Raw genomic sequence first — 25,759 nt, 5'->3', positions numbered from 1 at the left:
AGAATATGACAATGGATGTTCGCCACTTTGCCTTCCTGGCCCGCCAACCTTCTGCTGCGCTGAAACCGCGAGACTCGTTCTTCGGCCTGCCCAAGCGCGGGTTGGTGCTGATCCTGGCCAACGCGCTGTTCTGGCAGCCGCTGCTGGCCCAGGCCGGAGGCATTGTGGTCAGTGCGCCGGGCACCACCGTCGGCCAGGCCGGCAATGGCGTACCGGTGGTGAACATCGCCACCCCCAATGGCAGTGGCTTGTCCCATAACCAATTCAAGGACTACAACGTCGGCCCCAACGGCGTGATCCTCAACAACGCCAACGGCCCCATGACGAACACCCAGCTGGGTGGCTACATCGTCGGCAACCCCAACCTCAAGGGCGGCGCGGCCAGCGTCATCCTCAACGAAGTCAACGGCGGCAGCCCCAGCCAACTGCGCGGCTACACCGAAGTGGCGGGCCAGTCGGCCAAGGTCATCGTCGCCAACCCGTACGGCGTTACATGCAGCGGCTGCGGCTTCATCAACACCCCCAACGTGACCCTCACCACCGGCAAACCGGTGCTCGACGCCAGCGGCCAGTTGCAGCGCTACCAGGTTGACGGCGGCGCCGTGACCATCGACGGCGAAGGCTTGAATGCCAGCAACGTCGACCGCTTCGAAATCATCACCCGCTCGGCCAAGATCAATGCGCAGATCAACGCACGAGAATTGACCGTCATTGCCGGGCGTAACGACGTCGATGCCAAAAGCCTGAAAGCCACCGCGCGCGCCGATGACGGCAGTGCCAAGCCCGAGCTGGCCATCGACTCCTCGGCGCTGGGCGGTATGTACGCCGGTGCGATCAAACTGGTGGGCACCGAAGCCGGCGTGGGTGTGAAGCTCGACGGTACGCTGGCCGCCAGTGGCGGCGACATCCAGCTGGATGCCAACGGGCGCCTGAGCATGGCGCAGACGGCGACCACCGGTAACCTCAAGGTCACCGCGCAGAACGTGAACCTGACCGACAAGGTCTACGCCGCCGGCAATGTGCAGGTGAGCAGTGCTGAAGAACTGGTCAACCAAAAGAGCCTGGCCGCTGGCCAACGCATCGAACTCAACGCCACCACCGTCACCAACCCGGGCATCATCGAAGCAGGCGTGCAGGCCGATAACAGCCGCAATGCCACCGGCGATGTGGTGGTGAATACGCAAACCCTGAACACCAGCGGCAACGTCCTGGCCAGCCGCTCGCTGAGCGCCACGGCCACCCGGGAACTGAACAACCAGGGCGCAGTGATCCAGGGTAAAACCGTCACGCTGAACAGTGCCAGACTGACCAACCAGGGCGCCACCGCGCGGGTGTATGGCGAGCAAGCGCTGGCGATCAACGCGCCGGCCATCGTCAACCTCGGCGGGCTGATTCGCTTCGGTGCCGATCAGGCGGCAACGCTGCAAACCGATGCGCTGGATAACCGCCAGGGCCATATCCAGGTCGCGGGCGGCAGCTTGACGCTCAACAGCGGCACGCTGAATAACACCGGCGGGCAGATTGTCGCGGGCAACCTCGGTGTAACAGCGGACACAATCAACAACCAGAACGGTTTCCTGGTTGCCGACGCCGTGACGGTCAACGCCGCCCGCCTCGACAACAGTGCCAAGGGCTTGATCAGTGCCGAGAAAGGCGCGCTCAACCTCACCGTCACCAACACCTTCAACAACAGCCAGGGTCATGCCCAGGCTGGCACTGACTTGAACCTGCGCGCCGGTGACGTCGCCAACCAGGACGGCAAGCTGGTGGGTGGGCAACTCACCGCTACCCTCGGCAGCCTCAGCAACAACGACGCAGGTGTACTCAGCGCGGATGCCGGCAAGTTGACCTTGACCGTCGCCCAACAGTTGAACAACGCCAAAGGTCACTTGCAGGCCGCCCAGGGCGACATCGAACTGCACGCCGCGAGCCTGGATAACCAGGGCGGCGCCATCATCGGCAAGCAGTTGCTGCTGGATGCGCGAAGCGGGCAGATCGACAACCGCGCCGGGCGTATCGTCGGTGACCAACTGGACGTCCGCGCCGGCAGCCTCGACAACCGCAGTGCCGGGTTGCTGGCCGGTGGTGTGCCGGGTGTGAGCGTGGTGCTGAACGACCAATTGCTCAACACCCAGGGCCGTATTCAAAGTGAGGGTGACCTGCTGCTGACCGGCAAGCGCCTGGGCAACAGCGCCGGGATCCTGCTGGGCAAGGCCCTCACTGTCACCGCGCAAGACCTCGACAACAGCAGCAAGGGCGCGCTGGTCAGCAATGACGGCGACATCACCCTCAACATCAGCAACCTGCTGACCAACACCAACGGTGTGATCGACGCCGCCGAACGCAGTGTGCTGGTCAAGGCCTTGACCACCCTCGACAACCAGGGCGGCACCTTGCGGGGCAAGCGCCTGGATATCGCGGCGCAAACCCTCGACAACGACCAGGGCCAACTCCTGGCCGGCAATCAGGGCGTGAGCTACCGCGGCCAGGACCTGAGCAATCGCCAGGGCATGATCCTCAGCGGTGGTGCGGCGGTCGACCTGACGCTGGGCACCTTGAACAACCAGGGCGGCACCGTGCAAGGCGACAGCTTGACGGTGACAGCCGACAGCGTCGACAACAGCCAAGACGGTACCAAGGCCGGCGCGTTGACCGCCTTGAAGAGCGACCTGCAACTGACGGTCGAGGCCTTGACCAACCGGGGCGGCAAACTGTTCGGCAAGGAGCACGTCACCGTCTCCGGCGCCACTCTGGACAACAGCGCCAACGGCCAGATCAGCGGCAATCAGCTCAGCCTGACCTCGCGTACCCAACTGACCAACCAAGGCGGCCTGATTGAGTCCAACCAGGGCCTGACCTTCAATGGCGGCAACCTCGACAACAGCGCGGGCGGCCAACTGCGGGCGATGGAAGGCGCCAGCAGCACGCTGACGGTCACCGACCAACTGAATAACCAGAACGGCATTCTTGAATTCGGCAGCCAGGCCTTCAGCCTCAGCGCCGGGCATCTGAATAACCAGGCCGGGCAACTGCAGCACGCTGGCACCGGCGTGTTCAGCCTCAATACCAGCAGCCTCAGCGGCAGCCAGGGCAGCATCAATGGCCTGGGCACCGCCCACTGGTCGTTCGGCCGGGTCGATGGCCTCGGCCGTGTGCAACTCAATGAAGCCTTGCACTACACCAGCACCCAGGGCCTGAGCCTCAAGGCCGGCGACCGCCTGGCCAGCGCCAAGGGTCTGACCCTGGATATCGCCAGCCTGGATAACGCGGGCGAGTTGCTCAGCGACGGTGACCTGAGTGTCAACCTGACCGGCGACATGACCAACAGTGGCCGCCTTTCGGCCCAGCAAAAACTGAGCGTGGTCGCCAACAACCTCAGCCAGAACGGCGGGCGTTTGGCCGGCGGCACCACCACCCGCATCACCCTGGGCGGTACGCTGGATAACCTCGGCTACCTCACCGCACGCCAGCAACTCGACATTGCCGCCGCACAGATCAACAACCGCGGCACCCTCGGTTCACAAGGCAACGTCAACCTCAGCGCCAGCAATGGCATCAGCAATAGCGCGGACACGCTGCTGTTCAGCGGCGGTGATCTGACCCTGCGCGGGAACAGCTTCAGCAACCTGTACGGCGACGTCTACAGCAAGGGCAACCTGAGTTTCGCGGCGCTCGATGGCGGCATGGCGGCGGGCTTCAGCAACCTTTCCGGTACGGTTGAAAGCGAAGGCAATATCGGCATCAGTGCGCGGAATGTGGAAAACGCCAAGGCTGAATTCGAGTTGGGCCAGACCGTCACCACCGGCAGCCTCAATTGGCAGTGCGGCCAGCACTGCGGCGGGCACGACTCGTTCAAGCGCGGTCAAATCACCATCAACCAGACCTACCTTGAATCCGCGATCAAGGACTCGGCCTCTGCGCGCCTGGTGGCGGGCAAAGACCTGCTGATCCAGGGCGACAACGTCCAGAACCGCTATAGCCTGCTGGCGGCGAATGGCAACCTGAGCATCACCGCCAACGACCTGCTCAACCAGGGCGCCGCGACTCGCACCGGGCAGAACACCATCGTCATCGGCACCCCGCAGCGCATCGACACCGATGAGTGGGACCGGATGGAATACATCGACGTACCCGCCTTCAACGCAGCGGTGGCAGCGGGTAATTTCGATGAAGCACGCTTTGAGGTGCTCAAGGCCCGGTCGAGCGACTGGCGTTTCTCCGAACAAAGCAACGTCACCACCTGGACCGACAACGGCGGCCCGGGCTACACCGCGACGATACAGGCCGGTGGCGCGGTCAACCTCAACGTTGCGCGCACCCTGCAAAATGGCACGTTGCACACCAACACCCTGGAGCAACTGACCGGCACCCTCGGTGACGACCAGACCGGCATCCCCGTCGGCGGCATCAACATCAACCTGAGCAAGCACGTCAACGACGCCACCGCCCAGGCGCCAAGCAGCGTATTGCCGGTGACCAGCATCGCGCCCGACGGCCGCTACGTACCCGTGGACTACACCGGCGAGTCCTTCACCCCGGTCGACCCCACCACCGCGCCCGGCTTCCAGTTGCCCAAGGGCGACTACGGCCTGTTCATCAAAAACGCCGACCCCACCAGCCACTACCTGATCGAGACCAACCCGAACCTCACCACTGTGGCGGGCTTCTTCAGCTCCGACTACATGCTCGGCAAGCTCGGCTACAGCCCCGACAACGCCTGGCGTCGCCTGGGTGACGGGCAATACGAGTCACGGCTGATCCGCGATGCCGTGCTGGCGCAAACCGGGCAACGCTTCCTCGCCGGTGGCCTGACCAGCGACTACGACCAGTTCCGCTACCTGATGGACAACGCCCTGGCCAGCAAGGACGCCTTGCGCCTGAGCGTCGGCGTATCCCTCACTGACCAGCAAGTCGGCGCCCTGACCCACGACATCGTGTGGATGGAAAACCGCGTGGTCGACGGCCAGACCGTGCTCGTGCCGGTGCTCTACCTGGCCCAGGCCGACTCCCGCAACGTGCGCGGCAACAGCCTGATCCAGGGCCGCGACCTCAACCTGATGACCGGCGGCGACCTGATCAACGTCGGCACCCTGCGCGCCAGCAACAACCTCTCAGTGGCCAGCAGCGGCAGCCTCTACACCGGCGGCCTGATCGAGGCCGGCAACAACCTCAGCCTGCTGGCCCAGGACAGCATCCGCAATTCCATGGCTGGCGAGATACGCGGCACCCAGGTCAGCCTCACCACCCTGAAGGGCGACATCACCAACGACAACACCGCCATCCAGGTGCGCCAGGGTGCCGGCATGCGCACCCTCACCGACAGCAGCGCCGGCACCATCACCGCCCGCGAAAACCTGGCCATCGACGCTGGCCGCGACCTCACCAACCACGGTGCACTCACCGCCGGCGGCGATGCCGACCTGAAAGCCGGGCGCGACCTCAACCTGATCGCCGTCAGCGACACCAGCGAGATCCACGCCTTCAGCGACGGCGGGCACAAATCCAGCATCACCACCGACGTGAAAAACCAAGCGGCCACGGTCACGGCCGGTGGCAACCTGAGCATGGTGGCGGGGCAAGACGTCAACATCATCGGCAGCAACGCCACCGCGGGTAAGGACCTGAACATTCAGGCCGGGCGCGATTTCAACGTGGCGTCTGTCAGCGATGTGCACAACGTCGAAGGCAAGGAAAAAGACGGCAAGAAACGCATTAAGACCGCGGATGAGCAGACCACGCAGTTAGCCAGTGTGCTGACGGCGGGCAGGGACTTTACGAGCCAGGCCGGGCGCGACACCACGCTGGTGGCGAGCAAGATCAGTGCGGGGAATGAGGCTTATCTGTATAGCGGGGATAAGTTGAATTTGCTGGCGGCGCAGAACAGTACTCATACGTTGTATGACATGAAGGAGAACGGTGGCTGGGGCGCGAAGAAAGAGCAGCGAGACGAAGTAACCCGCACCACGAACGTTGGGACCGAGATCAAGACTGGCGGCAACCTCACGTTGATCAGCGAAGGTGACCAGCGTTACCAGGTCGCGAAGCTTGATAGTGGTAATGACATCATTCTTAACAGTGGCGGGGCCATCGTCTTTGAAGGCGTCAAAGACCTTCATGACGAGAGCCATACCAAGAGCAAGGGTGACCTCGCTTGGTTCAGCGCCAAAGGTAAAGGCAACACTGACGAAACGCTGCGCCAGAGTGAAATGATCGCTCAAGGGCAGGTCGTTATCAAAGCTGTCGACGGATTGAAGATTGATGTCAGGCAGATCGATCAGCAAACCGTTAGTCAGACCATCGATACCATGGTCAAAGCCGATCCGAATCTGGCTTGGCTCAAGGATGCTGAAAAGCGCGGTGACGTGGACTGGCGCCAAGTCAAAGAGATCCACGATAGCTTCAAATACAGTAACTCCGGTTTAGGTGCGGGCTCGCAGATTGTAATAGCAATTCTGATGGCCGCATTTGTCGGGCCGTTGGCAATGACTGCGGCTGCAGGTGCTGGAGCAGGCGTCGCTGTCGCGGCAGGTGCGGGAGCCGTAGCGGCAGGCGCTGCGACCAATGCGACGGTTAGTGTCGTTAATAATCGTGGCAACTTAGGGGCGGTGTTCAAGGATGTCACCTCTTCGGATGCTTTGAAGGGGTATACGATTTCCGGTGTGACCGCTGGATTGACCGCAGCTTATTTTGATGGCTGGACCGGAACTCATACTGATCAGGCGACTAAGCAAATAACGGGGCCACAGCTCAACACATGGACTGGTGTAGGGCAGTTTGCCGCGAACCAGACATTGCAAGGCGGTACTTCAACGCTGTTGAGTAAAGCATTGGGGCAGGGCGGCAGTGGGAGTGAGGCGCTGAAAACTGCGCTATTCAATACCCTGGCAGCGGCCAGCTTCAATGCCGTCGGCGACTACACGAAAAAGTGGAACATCGAAAACGGTTCAATTCCCAAGATCGCGATTCATGCGATGGTCGGTGGCCTCTTGGCCGAAGCAACGGGTGGAGATTTCCGTACAGGCGCATTGGCAGCCGGCGCCAATGAGGCACTGGTCGTACAGCTTAACGACATCGTGAAGGGCGACAAGACATTGTTGTCCATGAGTTCTCAACTGGTCGGTGTTTTAGCTGCGGCCACACAAAAAGATGCAGATGCTAGCAAATTGGAGAAGGGTGGCTGGGTGGCGAAAAATGCCACGCAGTACAACCACCAGCTTCACAAGTCTCAAGCCGATGCGTTGGATGAACAGCGACGGTTCCATCCGGAAAAGGCTGATCGTTTGAATGCGGCGGCCTGCGCTTTGGTTAGTTGCGCAGAGTCGATCCCGACCAACGATGAAACCTATAAGGACTTCAAGGCACTTCAGGATCGCGGCGCCACTTTTAGTGAGGAGATCGCGTTACTTGAGGCGACCGGCCAGTTTGGTGGCCGTAGTTGGCAGGATTGGAGCGACGATACGCTCAATGCTCACGGCAAGGCGGTGCAGGTCGTTGGAGCAAGCAAAGACACTGCCCTTGGCCTAGTCGGAGGGGCTACTGCATATACCGGGATGGTGATGTCGTCACCCGCATGTGTTGGCGTTGTTACCTGTGCCTTACCCATCGGCTTAGGAGCGCTTGGCACCACCTCGATGGTGGGGGCATGGGATTCTGCTAGCCGGATTACGGCGGATTTTAAATCCAATGAGCCCGACCGAGTGCTAGCTTCTTTCTTTCCGGAAACCTTTCCAGGAGAGTCGAGCGTAACGTCTGACCTGGCATGGAGCACGGCGAAATCCGCAGCTCAGGCGGCTCTGTTTGGCGGCGCGAGTAAATACTTTAATGGTAAGTTAGCTGGAGAGCTTGCCAGTGGTGCAAAAGGGCTAGGTTCTGCTGGTACGGGCACGACGGCGGGTAGTAATGTTGCAAGTACGACGCCTAAAGTTGATGTTTTTTGGAATAAAACAACAGTTCTAGATAGGACTGTTTATCAACGTAACGACCTCTTTGACCCAGAGGCCCTATCGACCTGGAGAGTACGAGGTAAAACTGTTGAAGGCTCAAACCTTGAGAGGATGGCCTCGGGTCGAGCACCAATTGGGTATGATGGGAAATCAGTTGAGTTACATCATCTCTCGCAAACTGAAGTTAATGGATTCGCTGGTACTCGTGGTTCACTTGCAGAAGTTGGTTCTGTTTTCCATAGCCAGAATAGCAGTGTTCTTCATGTCCCATCCAATGCCGCTCAAAGCTTTAGGTATACTCGTTACAAAGACTCTGCAGAATACAGAAACCCTACGACTGACTATGTTTCAGTTCCTACGGATTTGAATGCAAAAACATTGACAAAGCAGGCTAAAGAGTTTAACTCTTATCAGTCGGATTATTGGAAGTTGCGGGCTCGGAGCGGGGAGTAATTAGGCGTGGATTATTCGAGAATAATTAATCTTATTAAAGAGTCGGATTACGTTGAGTTTGCTGATTATGGTGACGGGATTGCTGATGAGTGGATTTATAAAGCTGAAGCTCGTCTTGGGTTGAAGTTGCCTGATAGCTATAAATGGTGGCTGAAGTGTTATTCTGGCGGGGAAATATCTGGGGAGGAGATTTATAGTATCTACGAAATGGATTTTGATAGTGTAAGGGGGGGGGATATCGTTTATATGTCAATCGTTAACGGTCGAAATGGGTTGTGTGGGAAGGAGAGGCTATTTATCTGCGAACCGCCGGGTGCAGGGGAATCATTTTATTTTGCCACGGACGATGGTCTTAATGATGGAGAGTATCCTGTTTATAGGCTTGAACTTTCTGATCAAACTTCTAGTTTGTATGCGAAAAACTTTATCGATTTCTTAGAAAAAAGAATAATGTCTTTCAGTTGAATAACGATTCTGCGTTTAAAAAATGGTTGAGAAAGGCTCGGTGCAAAAGCGACAGGAGAATTAGCTAGTTCTGGTGGGAAACCCACTGTTGAGTTATTTGGTGGGAAGAATGCTCAAACTCCTGGTGCTATAAACGTGGATGTCCGAGCAGATATTCAGTCTGGTATTCGAGCGGACGCAACGAAACTTCCTTTCAAGGATAGTTCGGTGGGAGAGATTGTTGCTAGTAACCCATTCATTCCCAAGAGTGCAGGTGGTACTAACTCAATGATGGATTTTCTTCCGGAAGCTACTCGCGTGGTTGAGCCTGGTGGAAAGATATTTGTCAACGCAAATGCTGCGAACCCTTACGGAAAAATACCAAGTGCGTAAAGGGGACGGATTTATTTAAATATTTAAAAATCCAGATGAGTTGATTAAATAAATCCGTCCCCTTTGACCCAATGTGGTGAGTTTGAAAACGATTGATACCCGAGGTAAAGGGTGGTCTTATGACATGAGACCCCATATGGACACCTTGCAAAGTTCAAAAATTACCGTGGATGGCGTACCGGCAACGAAAATTTTGGACATCCGAGTTCAACCGGGCGGAATGGCTGACGCGAGCAAGCTTATAGAGTATGGAAAGCAACGTAATATTACTGTGATTATTAAAGAGTTCGGTGGCTAATCATATGGCTGAAATTGAAATTGTCTTTAGCGAGAGGCTACATGATGGCGCTTCAGTTGTATGGGGGCGGCTAATACAACAGCTCAAAAACTTTAATGAGGATACCGTCATTGATGGCTTTACCGGCAAGAAAATAGGGTTGGCGGACGTTTCGAATTACTTGGAGAAAAACAAGTGTCAGAGTTTTTTTATTGAGCTGGCAAACGGTTCTGTCGAGTTTTCGTATGTGGCAGATAAAGCGTTTTATCGGCTTGATATGAAACACCTGGCGAATTCGATTGAAGTTGCACAGACCTTGATTGAAGCTTTAATCGATGAGCCCGGCTTTGTTCAGGCTCGAATTTACGACGCCGAGTATGATCGATGGCAAAATGCCGAGAGTCTTACGCTCTTTGAAGTTGAGCGCGTCGAACACGCTCATCTGCCCAAGAAAAGTAATGGGCTGCCTTTTCCGCTGACCCAAGAGGTCGTAGATATATCAAAAAATCCTGGGCGTTGGGTTTTAAGAAACGGCTACATTGAGGCGGTTGGCGCTTTCATGTGGGTAAGCAAATCCTTGCTTCAGTTAGTGGGTGTCGACGAAAAGAAGTTAATGGATATCGACTGCTTTGCAGTAGAAGATTTGGGCGGCGTTTTGAAGATTGCTGCCTATAATCAGTGCTTCACTGCAGCCGTAGGGGCTCAGGCAGAGAGGCAGGACTTGCTGAGAGAAGTTTTGTTTAACGCGTGAATTAGAGCGAGAATCGGGCGCGGGAAATAGGGTTCAGGCCACGGTTTTCTAATTAAAGTATTAATAGTGGTCTGACCCCCTATTTCTCGGTCGATGATATAACAGCGTAAAGGGGGCGGATTTATTTAAATATTAAAAATTTCTTATGAGTTAATTAAATAAATCCGTCCCCTTTAACCAAATGCAAGTGGTATCTGTAATAAGTGTAGTGCAGGTTTGACGGGTAATAGTGACCTGAATGGGGTGGTTAAACAATTCAGTCAGCGCTATCCTACTCTTCTGCTAAGAGTTACCGCTGAGGGAGGGGCAGCAATGCCAAATCGTCTAACAGTCCTAGTTAAAGATGGGAGAATAGTTAATGGACAATGAAGAAGCGCTTAAAGTCATTGACAGTATGATGTGGGTAAAGAAAGCCTCAATTTTCCTTCTGTTGCTTGATTATGCTCTACGTAACCTTGACTCGGCGAGTGATACGCAAAAAAAATGTCAGGAGGCAGTTGATAAGTGTTGGCGATGGTTGTCTGATCGAGGGCTCAGTGCTGATGAATTAGCATATTATCTAGACTCCGATGATATGCAGAGCGGACCGCTGGCAGAAGGAAATTTTGCATCTGAAAGCGTAGAACAAAATAGTTTAATTTTAATATTGTTGGTGATCGGTTTTTTTGCCAATAAGGCCTATAAGATTGTAGGGCTACAAGAGCAAATGTCTGAGCCGGTATGTGAGGCGGACGAGAGCTCTGCTGTATATATTGTTGCTTATATTGAACGGATAGGCTTGTCTGATAAGTTGAGTGTTTATCTATCTGCACACGTTTTGGAAAATAGGGGGCAATCCACGTTTTAATGCTGGCAGAGTTGCTCTTTAACGTAAAGGGCAAGGATTTATTTAGGACGTAAAAGTGACGGATTTGTTTAAATATTAGATTTAAAAACTCCAGCTAGGTCAATTAAATAAATCCGTCCCCTTTGCCCAGAGTGAGTATAAAAAATGGAAAACTTGGAACTCTCCGAGTTAAAATTTCCGAGTATGAGAGAGGAGCTGGTTTCCTATCTGGCAGGTTTGTCGGACTCAGATTACCAGTTCCGTGCCTGGGTAGAACGTTCATCGCCGAATTTAGCTTATGATGAACTTGATTACACAATACATTTTTTATATGACGATACAGGGCTCGCTGAAAATGCATACACTTGGATAGGGCTAGTTTTGAAAAATGATCAGGAAGCTAGAGCCATCGAGGACGTGGTTCAAGCTATTGACGCGCTTTTTGATAAGTATGGTCCTGATCTTTCTGATAAAGAGTATTTGGAAAAAGAAGAGTGGGCACGCATAGTGTGCGTTTCTAAAGATGCTTTAAAAGTTTTGCTTCATGGTAAGTGAGGTTGTTTAACCGAGTTAAAGGGGCGGCACCCAGGCCGCCCGGCTTTTACTCAGGATGGATCGGTATTGAGTCTGCGACTGATGACATCCAGCAAATCACACCCATCGCGCAGCGGAATCGCCAGCAATTGGGCGAAGTCTTGAAGCACCACAGCATCGCTGCTGAGTTGGTCGCGGAAGGCCAGGTTTTCCAGCAGTTGGGTGACGGCGCGAATCCGGTACACGGCGGCGTCGTGGAGGACATCGAGGGGCGCATGGGTGTCGATAAGCAGGGCGGGGACGGTGCAGTCGTGGCCCGTGAGGGGCATGTATCGATTCATTGTCAGTACTCTGTTGGTGGATTAAGCCACCACTCATTCGTCGCCAAACGAATGGGTGGCGGCCGTACGCAGGTTGGCGAACCGGCAACAGAGAAAACCGGCAGACCCGAAGGTCTCCCGCGCACAGCCGCCATATCATGCACAGCTTTGCGGGTGCAAAAACACCTGCATAGAAGCGGGATGCTTTTGCGCTCTGTTGTCAGGTCGCCAAACCTGAATCGCCATGTGGGCGACGGCCCGGACTATAAGCCCGCACCCAAACCCACGCAAGGCAGCAAAGTACTGGCCCACTCCCAATGCCTCATGTCTTCACCCCCATTGCCGACACCCTGGCGATGATTAAACGCATCCACCCACCACCAACATTAAAGGACTGATGTGAAAAACCTTCTCCTGATTCTCCTCTCCACCCTCATCCTCGGCGGCTGCGTCAGCCAGCCCCTCACGCCCGAGCATCGCGCACAGGTCAAGACGGTCAAAGTGCTGCCCGTAAAGTGGGAAAAGAACATGGTCTACATGGGCCGTGAACAAGCCTGGGGTGCGGCCCTGGGCGCCGGGCTTGGTGCGGGCGTCGGCATGGCCAGCGGCGCGTCCAAGCTGGGCACGGCGGCCTTGAGCGGCGCGGGGTTTGCCGCCGGCATGAAGGCAGGGCAACTGGCCGAGATGTCGACGCCGGCCGCGATCCTCACGGTGATGGACGCCGAAAATATCGACTTGGGCGTGTTGCTCAAGCAGGCCTTTATCGATGCCTTGGGTAAGACGTCATCGCTCAAAGTGGTGGGTGACGACGAGCCGGCCGATGCGCAGATTCAACTGACGGTAGGCGAGTGGGGCTTTCGCCTGACCCAGGGTTTCAGCAGCGTGGTCTACCCGACGCTAACCGTGGTGGCGCGCATGGACCGTGGCGACGAGATGCTCTGGCGCACGGTGGAGTCGATCACGCCGTTCAATGGCCAGAATGTCTACGGTTACACGCCGCTCACTTATCGCACTGATCCTGAGGCGTTGCGCCGCGCGTTGACGGGTATCACGCAGATCTCCGGGAGTTATCTGGTGAAGGAGCTCAAGTAGACCAGCGAGAGGTCGCCGCGTGGCTTGCGGTGGCTGATCCTGACGCGAGCAGTTTGATAGAACCCGCCGAGCACCTTGAACATTTTGTATATCCCAGTGTCTTTACCCCGCCCACCCGCAACCGGTCGGGCTGCATGGACTGCAGCGTTTTCAAATGACATTAAGGATTAATGTGAACCTCGCCCCCCAAGCCTCTTTTCTGTCACCGCCCGCTGTGGTGCACAGGCGCGCGCCTGCGTTTCAGGAAGGCACCCTGGGGGAATGCATTCGGATCAATTGATCCCTCGCTTAGTACACCTACTGCCGCCGGGCCTATTGGCGGCTTTTAATGTAGTTCATGGAGTTTGAAATGAAGCGTAAGCAGTTCCAGAAAAACCTGTTGGCACTCATGGTCGGCGCAATCAGTTCGCAAGCGCTGGCCGTGGAGTTCGACCTGGGGCAGGGCAAGAACATTTGGGTCGGCGAGACCTTTAATGAGTCATTGATTATCAACGGGACGTTCTCCGAAGTAGTGGTGCCGACCACCACCAACCCTGCCGGACTGGGTGTGGCCAACACCACTATCCAGGGTTCGTTGATCAACCGTGCCGACATCACTCTGGATTCCCAGGGCGCCGCCATCCGTGCGATTGCCCTGGACCCGCTTTTCTGGTCGGGCCCGCAGAACCTGAGCCCGGGAACTGTCACCGGGGACGTGGTCCAGGCGGGCAACATTCTTATGAAAAATGGGGGTTACGAGGGGCTTGAGATCGGCGCGACGACCATCGGTGGAAGTGTCATCAACTCCGGCACCATCCGTTCCACGCTGCCCCTGACGCCGCCGGCTTCACCTTCCTACGTGGATGGCGGCGAAGGCATTTACCTGCATGGCACCACCATCGCCGGCGACGTCTCGAACACCGGTGTGATCGACATGAACGGTGATTACGCCATCGGCCTGATCCTCGACCGTCAGAACAATCTGGGGACCACCGTCGGCGGCAAAATCCTCAACGCCGGCACGCTCAAGGCGACGGGCGAGGGCGCCTGGGGCATCGAGGTGGAAACCGACACCAACCCTCTGCGCATCGAAAACAGCGGCCTGCTTTCTGCCAACGGCAATGACGCCAAGACGGTGATGTTTCTAAACGGTAAGGTCGACTACATCCTCAACACCGGCACCGTCGAGGCCACGGGCACCAACGCCAATGCCTTCGAGTTTGCCGGGGCAACCTTTGCCCAGAACAGCGCGACCGGCGCGCGCGGCATCGTTAACCGCGGCACGATCAGCGCCGATGGTACAGCCATTCATGTAGATGCCGCGGACCAGACCTCGGCGTTCGAGATCAACCAGCAAGCCGGCGAAATCCGCAGTAACGCCGGCATCGCCATCGACGCCGCCAACCTTGCCACGCTGAATTGGACCGGCGGCAAAATCACCGGCGACCTGCTCAACTTGAGCGCGGTGAATGTCGCAGGCCAGGCCGATTTCACCGGCAGCCGCATCATCGCGCCGGTATCGGTCAACTCGGGCTCGCTGAACCTGTCGGCGCCCGGTACTGCGATCACTGGCAACCTCAACATTGCTAGCGGCGCAGGTATTGATATGCACCTGGCCGACAGCGTAGTGCCGACAACGCCGTACCTGACTGTCAACGGTGCAGCGAATTTCGCCCAGGCTTCGAAGCTGACCGTGAGCGCCAAGCCGGGCGACTTCGCCAGCACCAACAACGGCACTCAGTACACCCTGTTGCAAGCCACCAGCGTGCAAGACAATGGCCTGTCTGTGGCCAGCTCGTCCTCTCTGCTGAACGTGCTGAGCTACTCGGCCGACGCGCAAACGGTCAAGGCCGTGGTGGCGGTTAAAGACAACCAGCAATTGCAGCAGGAGCTCGCCGCGGTGGGCGCCGGCGCTGCGTCAGCGACGGCGGTGAACACCTTTAAAAACGACGTACTGAGCGGACTCAATCAGAACGACCCAGTGTTCCAAACCCTGGCTGACGCCGGCACAGCACAGCAGCTTGCGCAGGTCAGCGAACAACTCAAGCCGGACGTCAATCGCGGCGCCCTGGACGTGGCGTTGTCGGGCCAGACCGTGGTCAACGGCGCGATCTTCAACCGCCTCACCGACCAGCGCGAAAGCCATCAAACCGGCGGCGTGTGGGTGCAGGGCCTGAGCAGCAACATGGACCAGGACGGGCGTGGCGGCAACAACGGCTACTCGGCCAACAGCAGCGGCATGGCCGTGGGTGTGGACGGGCGCTTGAACGACACCACCACGTTGGGCGTGGCTTACAGCTACCTTAACTCCAACATCCATTCCGACCTCGGCAACAAGACCGATGTGGAGGGCCATGCGCTGTCGCTGTACGGCAACTGGTCGCTGCAAAACTGGTTCGTCGACGGCAGCCTCAGCTATGGCCATAACGACAACGACAGCAAACGCCATATCGCCGGCACCACAGCCAAGGGCAGTTACGACAGCAATGTGCTGTCTGCCAGTGTGATCGGCGGCTACAGCTTCAAGCCGTCGCAGGCCGTGGTGATCGAGCCGCGTGTGGCAGCGCGTTACGCCAACGTGCGCATGGACGGTTTCGACGAGAAGGGCTCCTCGGCCGCGCTGAGCACCCAGTCGCAACGCTATGAAGTGGGCGAGCTGGGCGCTGGTGTGCGCTTGGCGGGCAACTTGCCCATGGGTGCCGGTAGCTTGCAGCCGGAAGCAACCTTGATGGCGTATCACGACCTGATGGGTGATCGCGTCGCACAAACCTCCAGCTATGTGCTCGGCGGTTCTGCGTTCACCGTCACCGGCGCTTCGGTGGCGCGTGACAGCTATGAAGCCAGTGTCGGCGTGAACTACCAGGTGTCGGACTTTACCGTGGGTGCCAGCTACACCCGCCAGGCCCGCAGTGGTTTTGATGCCGATGGGGTCATGCTCAAGGCGCGGTACGCGTTTTAAGTATTACGGCCGATAGAAAACGGCATCGGGCTGCGGTTCTCCCACGTAGCCCGAGCCAGACTTTTAAATGTGCTCAAGGAAGTAACCCATGAAAAAGACCTCACTCTTAATCCTCGCCCTGGTCTTGGCCGGCTGCCACTCCACTGCCAGGAACTCCTCGCCAAGCCTGCTGACGGACGGCGTCCAGTTGCAGCAGAAAAAGGTCGAGGTGGACGCCGAACACGCCAAGGTCATCATGAAGGCAACCGGTTTTACCTATCCGGTGCAGTTCTCCGTACGCCGTAGTTCCGATGCAGATCAGCGTCCGGAAATCCTCGGGACGGTGGTGGATTCCGGCCGTGGCAAGGTATTCGGCTGGATCGCCAAGATGAACGAAGTGGGCAACAGCGCCGTCGCCAAACGCTTCCCGCAGTTGGAAGTGCAGGCTGACCCGGGGCAGCCCTTTGAAGTGATCGGCGAGTCACGGGTCTACAACGCCAACTATGTCGGCCTCGTCAAAACCTATGTGTATGAGTGCGGCCCCATGAGTTCGACCTTCAAGCCTGAGAAGCAAAAGGTTTACCTGGTGGAATTCGTGATTATCGGGAAGGGCTGTGAGCAGCATGTGTATGACGTAACTGCGCCTAACGAGCGTGTCCCGGTGGCGACTGTGGCAGCGACGGGAAATATTCCGTCGCTCTAAGTTGCTTTAACCCGAATCGCCAGCCCCTTGCGTCTGACCTTGTGAACGGATCATTCATTCACGAGGTTCAGCCCATGTCCCGTCCTCTTCTGCTGTTGCGCCCTGCCGCCCAAGGCTTCACCGTGACCCTGCTGGTGGCGCTTGCCGGGTGTGGGCTTTCTTCATCCCGTGACGTGGCCAAGCCCGCTGAGTCGGCGCCTGTCGTGGAGGTGCAAAGTGAGCCCGCCAGCGTCCAGGGGGCCATGGTCAAGCGGAGGGTTGCGCCTGCACCGATGGCGTCGCGATTGGTCATGAACGACTCGATCGCCATGCAATACCAGACCGAGCCTCGGGAGCAATATCAGAACCTCCCGGACAACCCGATCCGCAGCGTTGCCGAAACACCGGTCTCCACCTTCAGCGTCGATGTCGACACCGGCAGCTATGCCAACGTACGACGTTTCCTTAATCAAGGCAGCCTGCCGCCCGAAGGTGCTGTGCGACTTGAGGAGATGGTCAATTACTTCCCTTATGACTACGCCTTGCCCACCGACGGCTCGCCCTTTGGCGTGACCACTGAAGTGGCACCGTCGCCGTGGAACCCTCACAGCCGGCTGTTGCGCATCGGCATCAAGGCCTCGGACCACGCCGTGGCGGACCTGGCTCCGGCTAACCTGGTGTTCCTGGTGGACGTATCCGGCTCGATGAATCGCCGCGAAGGCCTGCCGCTGGTCAAGAGCACCCTGAAACTGTTGGTGGATCAATTGCGCGACCAGGACCGCGTCTCGCTGGTGGTCTACGCCGGCGAATCGCGAGTGGTGCTCAAGCCCACCTCGGGCCGGGACAAAACCAAAATCCGCAACGCCATCGACCAACTCACCGCCGGTGGCTCCACCGCAGGCGCGTCGGGGATCGAAATGGCCTACCAAATGGCCCGCGAAGGGTTTATCGACAAAGGCATCAACCGCATCCTGCTGGCCACCGACGGTGACTTCAACGTAGGCGTGAGCGACTTCGACAGCCTCAAGCAATTGGCGGTCGACCAGCGCAAAAGCGGCGTGTCCCTGACCACCCTCGGCTTCGGTGTGGATAACTACAACGAACACCTGATGGAACAACTGGCCGATGCCGGTGATGGCAACTACGCCTATATCGACAACCTGCGCGAAGCCCGCAAAGTGCTGGTGGACCAGCTCAGCTCGACCCTCGCTGTGGTGGCCCGGGATGTGAAGCTGCAAGTGGAATTCAATCCGGCGCAGGTCAGCGAATACCGATTGCTCGGCTATGAAAACCGCGCCCTGAAGCGTGAGGATTTCAACAACGACAAGGTCGACGCCGGAGAAATCGGTGCCGGGCACACGGTGACCGCGTTGTATGAAATTGTCCCGAAGGGTGAACAGGGCTGGCTGGAGCCACTGCGCTACGCATCGGCAACCAAGGCTGACGGTAAAACTGATGAGTTGGCGATGTTGCGGGTACGCTACAAACCAGCGGAAGGCGGCGATAGCCGACTGATCGAACACCCGATCAGCAACCAGCACAGCGGCAAACCCAGCGACGACCTGCGCTTCTCTGCTGCCGTGGCCGCCTTCGCCCAGCAACTCAAGGGTGATGGCCGCTACACTGGCAGCATGAGTTTCAAGGACACGGCCGCACTGGCCCGCTCCGCTCGGGGCGACGACCCTTTTGGTTTGCGCGGCGAGTTTGTGCAACTGGTCGAATTGGCCCAGAGCCTCCAGGCCCCGGCCAAACACTGATCCACCTCAAAGGAGTGCGCCACCTGATGGATTCACCCAGCGACGAAGCCCTGCTGTCCCGCTACCGCAGCGGCGACGGTGCAGCGTTCGAGGCCCTGTATGCGCGGCATCGACAGGGCCTGTACCGTTTTCTCGTGTCCTTGAGCAACAAGGCCGAACTGGCCGAGGAAGTGTTCCAGGACACCTGGCTCAGCCTGATCCGCAGCACCAGCGAGCCACAGGGGCGGGCGAGTTTTCGCACCTGGCTGTTCCAGATTGCCCGCAACCGCCTGATCGACCACTGGCGCAAGCACGGCATCCACAACCCGCTGCACGACAGCTACGATGAGCAGCTTCACGGCCAGCCCGACGACAGCGCCGGGCCTGAGCAACTGCTGAGCCTGAGCCGTGATCAGGCGCGCCTGGACAGCGCGTTGCAAGACTTGCCCGAAGATCAGCGCGAAGTGTTCCTGCTGCGCCTGCATGGCGAGCTGGAAGTGCCACAAATCGCCGCGCTCACCGGCGCCCCACTGGAAACGGTAAAAAGCCGCTTGCGTTACGCCCAGCAGAAACTGCGCCGACTGCTGGCCGAGGAGGTACCCGCATGACTGACCCCCGACATACCCAGGACTCGAACGACGAGCTGCTGATCGAGCATTTCCGTCAACACACCAGCGGCGAGCCGCCGGCTTCCCTGGACGCCTTCATCCTGGCCACCGCCCACCGTGAAGCACCGGTGCGGCAACCCGGCCTGTGGCAGCGTTGGTTACAGGCCTGCCAACGGCCGCGCTGGCAGATGGCGTTTGCCACCGTCGCGGGTGTGGCCCTGATGATTGGTTTGGTCACGCGCTCGCCGGTGCCGCAGCCGGAGTTATCCACAGGCACTTACGCGGCCGCCCCGCAGGAACTGGCCCGCCCGGCCCCGGCTGCCGCGCCGATGGCTCGATTCTCCGTGGCTCCGCAGGCTGACAGTGCGCCGCAGGTGCAGGCAGAAGTCGCGGGTTCGCTGGCGGATGAGCCGGTGGCGAAGATGAGCAAGCGCTCGGCTGTTGTGCTGCCGCCATTGGAGCAAGGGCTGCAGGAAATCCTGCGGTTGCGGCAGGCGGGAGAGGCGAAGGCGGCGGATGAGAAGCTGCTGGAGTTGCACAAGCGCTTTCCCAAGGAAGACTTGCCGGCGCGGTTGGAGGTGTTGCAGAAACCCTGAATCGACGCCCACAAAAAAGCCCCAGGCCTTTCGACCTGGGGCTTTTTCATCTGTATCTGGTGCACCCGGCGGGATTCGAACCCACGACCCCTGCCTTCGGAGGGCAGTACTCTATCCAGCTGAGCTACGGATGCTTGTGCGGGCGACATCATACCCATGTCGACCTTGGGCGTCCATGCCGCTTTTCGCCCGGCCGCGCGTAGGAATACGCGCCGCTGGCGCCCTGTGCCGGGCGTCTCGGCGCAATAGGGCGGAACTCGCCCGAAACACGCTGATCAGAAAAATCGAGCAAATGCGCCGTTTTCGTTCTTTTTTTCGAACAGACTATTGCCCTGCACCCCCATTGATCCTAGGATTCGTTTGAGATTTCAAACGCTCCTGCCTGGGTGCTGAACCGCACATTTGTCCTTTCGTGCGCTATTTACGTGCTTGCGCCCAGTGAATGATTTCCCTGACGGCAGCCCTCAAGGCGCCTTTCAACAACTCTAATTCGCTCCGCGCGTGCGCGGTGCTGTTAAGGAAAGCCGACATGCAGCTCAAAGACACCCAGTTGTTCCGCCAGCAAGCCTTTATTGATGGCGCTTGGGTCGATGCGGACAACGGTCAAACGATCAAGGTCAACAACCCCGCTACCGGCGAAATCCTCGGTACCGTGCCAAAAATGGGCGCCGCCGAAACCCGTCGCGCCATTGAAGCAGCTGACAAGGCCCTGCCGGCCTGGCGTGCACTCACCGCCAAGGACCGCGCCAACAAGCTGCGCCGCTGGTTCGAGCTGATCATCGAGAACCAGGATGACCTGGCTCGCCTGATGACCCTGGAACAAGGCAAGCCGCTGGCCGAAGCCAAGGGCGAAATCGTTTACGCCGCTTCGTTCATCGAGTGGTTCGCCGAAGAAGCCAAGCGCGTCTACGGTGATGTGATTCCCGGCCACCAGCCGGACAAGCGCCTGATCGTGATCAAGCAACCAATCGGCGTTACCGCTGCCATCACGCCGTGGAACTTCCCGGCCGCGATGATCACCCGTAAAGCCGGCCCGGCCCTGGCTGCCGGTTGCACCATGGTGCTCAAGCCTGCGTCGCAAACCCCGTTCTCCGCGTTCGCCCTGGCTGAACTGGCCCAGCGTGCCGGGATTCCGAAAGGTGTGTTCAGCGTGGTCTCCGGCAGCGCCGGCGATATCGGCAGCGAGCTGACCAGCAACCCGATCGTGCGTAAGTTGTCCTTCACCGGCTCCACCGAAATCGGTCGCCAGCTGATGGCCGAATGCGCCAAGGACATCAAGAAGGTTTCCCTGGAACTGGGCGGCAACGCGCCGTTCATCGTGTTCGACGACGCAGACCTGGATAAGGCCGTCGAAGGCGCGATCATTTCCAAGTACCGCAACAACGGCCAGACCTGCGTCTGCGCCAACCGTCTGTACATTCAGGATTCGGTGTACGACGCGTTCGCTGAAAAACTGAAAGTGGCCGTGGCCAAGCTGAAGATCGGCAACGGTCTGGAAGAGGGCACCACCACCGGCCCGCTGATCGACGAGAAGGCCGTGGCCAAGGTTCAGGAGCACATCGCTGATGCCCTGAGCAAAGGCGCGACCCTGTTGGCTGGCGGCAAGGTGATGGAAGGCAACTTCTTCGAGCCGACCATCCTGGTCAACGTGCCGAAAGATGCTGCCGTGGCCAAGGAAGAAACCTTCGGCCCACTGGCGCCGCTGTTCCGCTTCAAAGACGAAGCCGAAGTGATCGCGATGTCCAACGACACCGAGTTCGGCCTGGCTTCCTACTTCTATGCCCGCGACCTGGGCCGTGTGTTCCGTGTGGCTGAAGCCCTGGAATACGGCATGGTCGGCGTCAACACCGGGTTGATCTCCAACGAAGTGGCGCCGTTCGGCGGCATCAAGGCTTCGGGCCTGGGCCGTGAAGGCTCCAAGTACGGGATCGAGGATTACCTGGAAATCAAATACCTCTGCCTGGGCATCTAAGCCCGGCAAGGCATTGCTGCAAACGCAAAGGGCACGAGAGCGCTGTCCCTTTGCGTGTTTCACCCCGTTATTCGTAGTGGCCGGGAAAGCTGTGGCAGTCGATCATCGCATGCTGCCGTAGTTGCCTCCCCGCCACGTATTCCTTGGACCACGCCACCCGATGAGTGGCGAATGAGGACTTTATGAGCAAGACCAACGCATCCCTGATGAAACGCCGCGAAGCCGCTGTACCACGCGGTGTTGGCCAGATTCACCCGATCTTCGCCGAGTCGGCGAAGAACGCCACCGTGACCGACGTTGAAGGTCGCGAGTTCATCGACTTCGCCGGCGGTATCGCCGTGCTGAACACCGGCCACGTGCACCCGAAAATCATCGCCGCCGTGACCGAACAGCTGAACAAGCTGACTCACACCTGCTTCCAGGTACTGGCCTACGAGCCGTACGTTGAGCTGTGCGAAAAAGTTAACGCCAAGGTCCCGGGTGATTTCGCCAAGAAAACCCTGCTGGTCACCACCGGTTCCGAAGCGGTAGAGAACGCCGTGAAGATCGCCCGTGCCGCCACTGGCCGTGCCGGCGTGATCGCGTTCACCGGCGCCTACCACGGTCGCACCATGATGACCCTGGGCCTCACCGGCAAAGTCGTGCCGTACTCGGCCGGCATGGGCCTGATGCCAGGCGGCGTGTTCCGCGCGCTGTTCCCGAACGAGCTGCACGGTGTGAGCGATGACGACTCCATCGCCAGCATCGAACGCATCTTCAAGAACGATGCCGAGCCGCGTGATATCGCTGCCATCATCATCGAGCCGGTGCAGGGCGAAGGCGGTTTCTACGTCGCGCCTAAATCCTTCATGAAGCGCCTGCGCGAACTGTGCGACAAGCACGGCATCCTGCTGATCGCCGACGAAGTGCAAACCGGTGCCGGCCGTACCGGTACTTTCTTCGCCATGGAACAGATGGGCGTTGCCGCCGACCTGACCACCTTCGCCAAATCCATCGCAGGCGGCTTCCCGCTGGCCGGTGTATGCGGCAAGGCTGAATACATGGACGCCATTGCGCCAGGTGGCCTGGGCGGCACTTACGCTGGCAGCCCGATTGCTTGCGCCGCGGCCCTGGCCGTGATGGAAGTGTTCGAAGAAGAGCACCTGCTGGACCGCTGCAAGGCTGTGGGCGAGCGCCTGGTGACCGGTCTGAAAGCTATCCAGGCCAAGTACCCGGTGATCGGCGAAGTGCGTGCCCTGGGCGCGATGATTGCGGTCGAGCTGTTCGAAAATGGCGACAGCCACAAGCCGAACGCCGCTGCTGTCGCTTCCGTGGTGGCCAAGGCGCGTGACAAGGGCTTGATCCTGCTGTCCTGCGGCACCTACGGCAACGTGTTGCGCGTGCTGGTTCCGCTGACTTCGCCGGACGAGCAGTTGGACAAAGGCCTGGCGATCATCGAAGAGTGCTTCTCCGAGCTGTGATCAAAAGTTGACCTGATCGACAAAAAACCCGCTTAGGCGGGTTTTTTTGTGCCCGATGAACGGTATTCAGCCGTTGTTCATTGTACGCAGGCGGCTCCTTTGTCTAAGGTGCTGGTATTGCCGATGGAGCGTGCTGGATGACTGCTGTTGATTTACCGGCTGTACCCCGTGTGTTGATTGCCGAGGCCGACCCTTGGTCCCGAGATCTGCTCAAGCAGGTGTTGCTGAATGTGCGCTGTGACGCACGGCTGGATGTGTGTGCCGATGGCCAGCGGGCCACCGAGTTGCTGCGTGACAAACCCTATGACCTGATCATTGCCGATTGGGAGCTGCCCGGCGTCGATGGCCTGAGCCTGCTGCGCAGCGTGCGCCTGCAACGGCGTACGCCGCTGTTGCCGTTTATCCTGCTGAGTACCCGCAACGACAGCGCCAGTGTGCGCGAAGCTTTGCCCCTGGCACCGACCGCGTACCTGACCAAACCCCTGAACATGGAAAGCCTGACCCAGCGCCTGCAGGACTTGCTGCTGAACGAAGGTGAGACGGTGTATTGCGAAGTCCCGGCCCTGGCGCCGGGCATGACCTTGCCGGTGTTTCTGGAGCGCCGCCGGGAAGCCTCAGACGGTGCGCCGCTGCGGGTCGACGTGCAGGCTGCGGTGCAACATAGCCTGGAGCCGGAGGGCCTGGATCTCAAGCGCCTGGAAGAGCAGGTGCGCATGGACCCTCAGATTACTGCCGTGTTGATCGCCGCCGCCAACAGCGCCGGCCATCACGGTTCGCCGGTACAGACCCTGGGCATGGCCCTGCACAAGCTGGCGGCGGGGCAGAGCATGAACCTGATCCTGGGGCTCGCCCTCAAGCACAACGTGGTACTGAGCGACCCGAGCCTTGTGGATTACGCCGAGCGTCATTGGCAGCTGTCCCAGCGTACCGCCGACTACGCCCGCAGCCTGGCGCGCATGCTCGACCTGGATCACGAGCGCTGCTACAGCGCCGGGATCCTCCATCGCCTTGGCGACCTGGCCTTGCTGCGGTGCCTGCAAGACTGGCTGCTGGGCGGTGGCGAACTGGATGATGAAGCGATTGGCGAGTCCCTCTACACCTTCGGCGCGGCCTATGGTTCGGCACTGCGTACACGCTGGCGCCTGCCGCTGGAGTTGCGCCAGTTGATCGCGGCGATTTATTCGCTGGAGGGCGGGGTGTATTCCCGCGAAGCGCTGGTGATGAACCTGGCGGCGCAACTGGCGCGGCTGACCGAGCATGAAGGCGTCGAGGCATTGGCGAAAGGCAAGACGGCACGCTTGCTCAAGGTGGGTTTGCCGGAATTGACGCGTATGCGCAAAACCTAGCAGGCGATGCGTGCCAGTGTGGGAGCTGGCTTGCCTGCGATAGCATCATCCCGGTACAACCAACACGCCGAGGTGCCTGCATCGCGGGCAAGCCCGGCTCCCACAGGTCATCGTGTGGCGTCAGCCGGGGAGCACGCGGTTTTTGCCCTGGCGCTTGGCCTCGTACATGGCCGCGTCAGCGCGGGCAAACAGGCTGTCCACGTTGGCGTCCTCGGCGGTCAGGCTGGCCAGGCCCTGGCTGACGGTGACCGCGAAGCTCTCACCGTCGTGGCTGAAACTCAGCTGCGCAATCTCGTGCCCCAGGCGTTCGGCCACCTGCATTGCCATCTCCGGGGCACAACCGGGCAGTATGGCGGCGAACTCTTCGCCGCCAATGCGCCCGAACAGGTCGCCACGGCGCAGAACTCCCCGACCGCTCTCGGCGATACGCTGCAACACCTGATCGCCTTCCAGGTGGCCGTAGGTGTCGTTCACCACCTTGAAGTCATCGATGTCCAGCAACAGGAACGCCAGGGGCGTGCCTTGCAGGCAGGCGCGTTCAAACTCGTGGTGGGCGCACTCGAAGAAATGCCGGCGGTTGCTGCTGCGGGTCAGCACATCGGTGGTGGCCAGGCGGTGCAGCTCCAGCTCCAGCTGCTTCTTTTCGGTGATGTCTTCGGCTATGCCTACCACGATCACCGGCTGGCCGGGCTCGGCCTGCTGGTTGATGTAACACTTGTCGCTGAGCCAGCGGATCTGCCCGTCGGCGGTGATGATGCGGTACTCGCGGTCTTCCACGGCGCCGCTGTGCAGCACCTGGGCCAGGCTGTGCTCGGCGTAGTCGAGGTCTTCGGGGTGGATGCTGTTGCGCCATTCCCGATAGTCGGTCAACAACATGCCCGCCGTACGTCCGAAAACCCGCTCATAGGCCGGGCTGACGTACAGCACGCGGCGAGTGTCCCACTCGATTGCCCAGAGCACGGCATTCACACTGACCAACAGCGAACTCAGCAGTTGCTCGCGTTCACTCAGCCGTTCCACTTCGCCCTGAGCATGCATCAGGGCCAGTAACGTAGCGGCGGCTGCCGGTCGTGGCTGTTCGAGGACGGGGGTGTCGGTGAAGGTCTGTTCGGGGACCATCGGCACAACTCTCTCTGGGCAGGCCGCGGGGTTGGGCAGCGGTCACAACAAGGGCCGCCGGGATGGCGAAGTGTTGATTGAGAGGGGGAATTTGCTGCGAAGTTCCGTTATCAGCGCCGATTAGAGGCGACCAAGAAATGGCGCCAGAAACATGTAGGAGCGAGTTTGTTGGGGGGAGGGGCTTGCTGTGGGGAAGGAGTTGCGGTGGGGAGGGGCTGCTATGGGGAAGGAGCTTGTTGTGGCGAGGGAGCTTGCTCCCGCTGGGCTGCGTAGCGGCCCCAAAATCTTGG

Annotated in this window: 18 protein-coding genes and 1 tRNA gene; 16 read left to right on the top strand and 3 right to left on the bottom strand. The window is 59.0% G+C overall.

Annotation, left to right across the window (positions count from 1 at the left end):
* The first annotated feature begins 11 nt into the window (after nt 1-11).
* From ACW9I6_RS13200 to ACW9I6_RS13170, 7 genes are all read left to right on the top strand, one after another.
* Entirely contained in the window at nt 12-8,396 is an 8,385-nt protein-coding gene (locus tag ACW9I6_RS13200) for a two-partner secretion domain-containing protein (RefSeq protein WP_457339414.1), read from the top strand.
* Nucleotides 8,397-8,402: 6 nt separating this feature from the next.
* The gene (locus ACW9I6_RS13195) at nt 8,403-8,861 is read left to right on the top strand and encodes an SMI1/KNR4 family protein (protein WP_008433668.1); all 459 of its coding nucleotides are present in this window, start codon (nt 8,403-8,405) and stop codon (nt 8,859-8,861) included.
* A 135-nt stretch (nt 8,862-8,996) separates the two neighbouring features.
* Nucleotides 8,997-9,233 carry a methyltransferase domain-containing protein gene (locus tag ACW9I6_RS13190; RefSeq protein WP_256579544.1) on the top strand — a complete coding sequence of 79 codons (237 nt, stop codon included), beginning with the start codon at nt 8,997-8,999 and terminating at the stop codon, nt 9,231-9,233.
* A gap of 136 nt (nt 9,234-9,369) precedes the next feature.
* On the top strand, nt 9,370-9,531 hold the full coding sequence (locus tag ACW9I6_RS13185) for a hypothetical protein (RefSeq protein ID WP_008433669.1): 162 nt from the start codon (nt 9,370-9,372) through the stop codon (nt 9,529-9,531).
* A 4-nt stretch (nt 9,532-9,535) separates the two neighbouring features.
* Nucleotides 9,536-10,261: a hypothetical protein gene (locus ACW9I6_RS13180; protein WP_008433670.1), complete on the top strand. Its 726-nt coding sequence runs from the start codon at nt 9,536-9,538 to the stop codon at nt 10,259-10,261.
* A gap of 358 nt (nt 10,262-10,619) precedes the next feature.
* A complete protein-coding gene (locus ACW9I6_RS13175; RefSeq protein WP_008433671.1) occupies nt 10,620-11,108 on the top strand; it encodes an Imm6 family immunity protein in 489 nt (162 codons plus the stop codon).
* A gap of 144 nt (nt 11,109-11,252) precedes the next feature.
* Nucleotides 11,253-11,642 (top strand): SCO4402 family protein, encoded by a 390-nt coding sequence (locus ACW9I6_RS13170; RefSeq protein WP_008433672.1) that lies wholly within the window; start codon nt 11,253-11,255, stop codon nt 11,640-11,642.
* Nucleotides 11,643-11,692: 50 nt separating this feature from the next.
* On the opposite strand, the gene ACW9I6_RS13165 is transcribed toward ACW9I6_RS13170, so the two are convergent.
* The gene (locus ACW9I6_RS13165; protein ID WP_008433674.1) at nt 11,693-11,950 is read right to left on the bottom strand and encodes a hypothetical protein; all 258 of its coding nucleotides are present in this window, start codon (nt 11,948-11,950) and stop codon (nt 11,693-11,695) included.
* Nucleotides 11,951-12,340: 390 nt separating this feature from the next.
* On the opposite strand from ACW9I6_RS13165, the gene ACW9I6_RS13160 reads away from it, so the two are divergent.
* The 6 genes from ACW9I6_RS13160 to ACW9I6_RS13135 all read left to right on the top strand — a co-directional run bounded on the left by ACW9I6_RS13160 (nt 12,341) and on the right by ACW9I6_RS13135 (nt 19,572).
* Entirely contained in the window at nt 12,341-13,033 is a 693-nt protein-coding gene (locus ACW9I6_RS13160; protein ID WP_102367864.1) for a hypothetical protein, read from the top strand.
* 349 nt (nt 13,034-13,382) lie between these two features.
* Entirely contained in the window at nt 13,383-15,971 is a 2,589-nt protein-coding gene (locus tag ACW9I6_RS13155; protein ID WP_457339413.1) for an autotransporter domain-containing protein, read from the top strand.
* A gap of 88 nt (nt 15,972-16,059) precedes the next feature.
* Complete coding sequence (locus ACW9I6_RS13150) at nt 16,060-16,653, top strand: hypothetical protein (RefSeq protein WP_008433680.1); 594 nt, start codon at nt 16,060-16,062, stop codon at nt 16,651-16,653.
* A gap of 74 nt (nt 16,654-16,727) precedes the next feature.
* Nucleotides 16,728-18,389, top strand: a complete 1,662-nt coding sequence (locus tag ACW9I6_RS13145) for a vWA domain-containing protein (protein WP_177051502.1) — start codon at nt 16,728-16,730, stop codon at nt 18,387-18,389.
* 26 nt (nt 18,390-18,415) lie between these two features.
* A complete protein-coding gene (locus tag ACW9I6_RS13140) occupies nt 18,416-18,976 on the top strand; it encodes an RNA polymerase sigma factor (protein WP_003218160.1) in 561 nt (186 codons plus the stop codon).
* Nucleotides 18,973-19,572, top strand: coding sequence for a hypothetical protein (locus tag ACW9I6_RS13135; protein ID WP_457339412.1), 600 nt, complete (start codon nt 18,973-18,975; stop codon nt 19,570-19,572). Before ACW9I6_RS13140 ends, ACW9I6_RS13135 begins: the two co-directional genes overlap by 4 nt.
* Nucleotides 19,573-19,629: 57 nt before the next feature.
* Here the strand turns inward: ACW9I6_RS13135 and ACW9I6_RS13130 are convergent.
* Nucleotides 19,630-19,706 (bottom strand) — tRNA-Arg (locus ACW9I6_RS13130).
* Nucleotides 19,707-20,101: 395 nt separating this feature from the next.
* Between ACW9I6_RS13130 and gabD the strand changes: the two genes are divergently transcribed.
* The 3 genes from gabD to ACW9I6_RS13115 all read left to right on the top strand — a co-directional run bounded on the left by gabD (nt 20,102) and on the right by ACW9I6_RS13115 (nt 24,350).
* The gene (gene gabD, locus ACW9I6_RS13125) at nt 20,102-21,544 is read left to right on the top strand and encodes an NADP-dependent succinate-semialdehyde dehydrogenase (protein WP_003218155.1); all 1,443 of its coding nucleotides are present in this window, start codon (nt 20,102-20,104) and stop codon (nt 21,542-21,544) included.
* Between the two features lie 182 nt (nt 21,545-21,726).
* Nucleotides 21,727-23,004, top strand: coding sequence for a 4-aminobutyrate--2-oxoglutarate transaminase (gabT, locus tag ACW9I6_RS13120; protein WP_087693631.1), 1,278 nt, complete (start codon nt 21,727-21,729; stop codon nt 23,002-23,004).
* A gap of 137 nt (nt 23,005-23,141) precedes the next feature.
* Nucleotides 23,142-24,350, top strand: a complete 1,209-nt coding sequence (locus ACW9I6_RS13115; protein ID WP_003218151.1) for an HDOD domain-containing protein — start codon at nt 23,142-23,144, stop codon at nt 24,348-24,350.
* A gap of 120 nt (nt 24,351-24,470) precedes the next feature.
* On the opposite strand, the gene ACW9I6_RS13110 is transcribed toward ACW9I6_RS13115, so the two are convergent.
* The gene (locus tag ACW9I6_RS13110) at nt 24,471-25,469 is read right to left on the bottom strand and encodes a GGDEF domain-containing protein (protein ID WP_177020608.1); all 999 of its coding nucleotides are present in this window, start codon (nt 25,467-25,469) and stop codon (nt 24,471-24,473) included.
* Nucleotides 25,470-25,759 lie beyond the last annotated feature (290 nt).

The sequence above is a fragment of the Pseudomonas sp. SDO5522_S412 genome (assembly GCF_054071215.1).
This window is presented reverse-complemented; position numbering and strand designations above follow the sequence as displayed.

Coding starts and splice junctions, on each gene's coding strand:
- ACW9I6_RS13200 (WP_457339414.1), top strand. CDS start 12: ATGGATGTTCGCCACTTTGCCTTCCTGGCCCGCCAACCTTCTGCTGCG.
- ACW9I6_RS13185 (WP_008433669.1), top strand. CDS start 9,370: ATGGACACCTTGCAAAGTTCAAAAATTACCGTGGATGGCGTACCGGCA.
- ACW9I6_RS13180 (WP_008433670.1), top strand. CDS start 9,536: ATGGCTGAAATTGAAATTGTCTTTAGCGAGAGGCTACATGATGGCGCT.
- ACW9I6_RS13175 (WP_008433671.1), top strand. CDS start 10,620: ATGGACAATGAAGAAGCGCTTAAAGTCATTGACAGTATGATGTGGGTA.
- ACW9I6_RS13170 (WP_008433672.1), top strand. CDS start 11,253: ATGGAAAACTTGGAACTCTCCGAGTTAAAATTTCCGAGTATGAGAGAG.
- ACW9I6_RS13165 (WP_008433674.1), bottom strand. CDS start 11,950: ATGCCCCTCACGGGCCACGACTGCACCGTCCCCGCCCTGCTTATCGAC.
- ACW9I6_RS13155 (WP_457339413.1), top strand. CDS start 13,383: ATGAAGCGTAAGCAGTTCCAGAAAAACCTGTTGGCACTCATGGTCGGC.
- ACW9I6_RS13150 (WP_008433680.1), top strand. CDS start 16,060: ATGAAAAAGACCTCACTCTTAATCCTCGCCCTGGTCTTGGCCGGCTGC.
- ACW9I6_RS13145 (WP_177051502.1), top strand. CDS start 16,728: ATGTCCCGTCCTCTTCTGCTGTTGCGCCCTGCCGCCCAAGGCTTCACC.
- ACW9I6_RS13140 (WP_003218160.1), top strand. CDS start 18,416: ATGGATTCACCCAGCGACGAAGCCCTGCTGTCCCGCTACCGCAGCGGC.
- ACW9I6_RS13135 (WP_457339412.1), top strand. CDS start 18,973: ATGACTGACCCCCGACATACCCAGGACTCGAACGACGAGCTGCTGATC.
- gabD (WP_003218155.1), top strand. CDS start 20,102: ATGCAGCTCAAAGACACCCAGTTGTTCCGCCAGCAAGCCTTTATTGAT.
- gabT (WP_087693631.1), top strand. CDS start 21,727: ATGAGCAAGACCAACGCATCCCTGATGAAACGCCGCGAAGCCGCTGTA.
- ACW9I6_RS13115 (WP_003218151.1), top strand. CDS start 23,142: ATGACTGCTGTTGATTTACCGGCTGTACCCCGTGTGTTGATTGCCGAG.
- ACW9I6_RS13110 (WP_177020608.1), bottom strand. CDS start 25,469: ATGGTCCCCGAACAGACCTTCACCGACACCCCCGTCCTCGAACAGCCA.